1 protein-coding gene and 1 pseudogene are annotated in these 1,529 nt (G+C 64.7%); both read right to left on the bottom strand.

The features are described 5' to 3' along the window. Window positions 1–1,113 (bottom strand): FAD-binding domain-containing protein (locus ACTS2Z_RS10620; RefSeq protein ID WP_442573181.1); only part of this gene is annotated, 1,113 nt, incomplete at its 3' end. An 11-nt stretch (window positions 1,114–1,124) separates the two neighbouring features. Beyond that, window positions 1,125–1,529, bottom strand: a pseudogene (locus ACTS2Z_RS10615) (hypothetical protein); the annotation flags it as partial.

Raw genomic sequence — 1,529 nt, 5'->3', positions numbered from 1 at the left:
TATCCCGGCTGCGTCCAGCGATGGACGCTGGCGGTCCAGCCGGTCCTTCAGCGGTCCTGTCATCGCGCGCATGGTGATGATCTGGCCTGCACCGGCCGTGCGGGCCAATCCGGCCAGGTCAGGCGCATCCGGACTTGCGGGAACCGGCAGCGCGAAATGCTGCGCCGCGCGCGCCAGCCCGTCTGCCAGCGCAGTGCGGGTCACTTGTGCTGCGCGGTCACCGGCCGGCAGGGGCGAGCGCCAGCCGAGCGCCTCCATGGTCGCAAGCCCTTTTGGCTTGACCCCGCCCAGCGGCCAGCTTTCCGCGTTCAGGTCTTCCTCGTGGAGGAGCAGCAAGGCCGGAATACCGGTATCGGGCGTATCGCTCTCCTTGAGCGCCACCACCGGATACTGCCAGGCATCGTCATCAAGCGGTGGAGCCTCCGAAGCCAACTGACCGTCGGGCAGTTTGAAACGTCCCCCGGTATAGGTCTCGATATTGGAGGGCCTCGCAAGATAGGTCTTGCCTTGCGTGTGCAGGCCGCACACCCAGCGCCAGGAGAGCGTATTGGACGCTGCATCGGCGTCGATCAAATGGCGCAGGAAGAAATCGGCGCCAAGCTGCCAGGGCAGTTTGAGCGTGTAGATCCAGATCGATGCAAACCACATCCGGGCGTGATTGTGCAGATAGCCAAGCTCCGTGAGCTCATGCGCCCACGCGTCAAAGCAGGCGATACCCGTCTGGCCGGCGACCGCCCGTTCGTACTGGCGGCGCAAGACCGGGGTCGACGCCACGCGCTCCAGCGCTGCGTCGCGGGACTCACAATAGGCTTCCCAGACCGCAGGGCGCATTTCCAGCCAGCCCTTCCAGTAGGTCCGCCAGCAGACTTCCTGAACGAATTTTTCCGCCGCTTTCAGCCCGTGCGCGGCAATCGCGCCGCGGACGAGTTCTTCCTCCAGAACCAGGCGATGGCGCACTGCCGCGGAAAGACACGAGACATTCGACCGGTCCTTGGGGCCCAGATCGTTATTGCGCCGGCTGGAATAGTCATAGCCCATCGAGGCAGTAAAGGACGCCAGACGCCGAAGCGCCGCCTCTCGTGTTGCCGGAAAGGTAAAGCCTGTCTCGCTCATGATGAGGAGAGCTATGGCGACAAAAGGCCCTGTCCAGAGACGGCGCGTAGATTGGCATCAAGATGTTCAGGCCGTGTCGTGCTCATCAGCACACAGTCAGCAAGGCCGGTCTGCAAGGGTGCCAGAAGCGCGTCGGGCATGGGCGTACGCGGCGGACCGGATGCTGGCGTTCGAAGTGTGCGTGCAAGCGTGTAGAGGTCAGCAGGCTTGCGCGGAAGGCGCAAGGGCGCAGGGCCTGCGCCTGCTGCCTCAATACCCATGACCGCGACACCTTTGGCGCGCGCAGTGAGCAGGCGTTCCCTGGCCTCATCACCGATCTGCGCATGAACCGGCGCCATGAGAAGTGCGAACCGGCCTGTTTCCAGCGCTGCATCCAGCTCCGCGCCCCGTCCGGCAACACCCAGCAGCCGGAAGGC

The organism is Glycocaulis sp., assembly GCF_052168375.1.
Taxonomy (GTDB): Bacteria; Pseudomonadota; Alphaproteobacteria; order Caulobacterales; family Maricaulaceae; genus Glycocaulis.
This window is presented reverse-complemented; position numbering and strand designations above follow the sequence as displayed.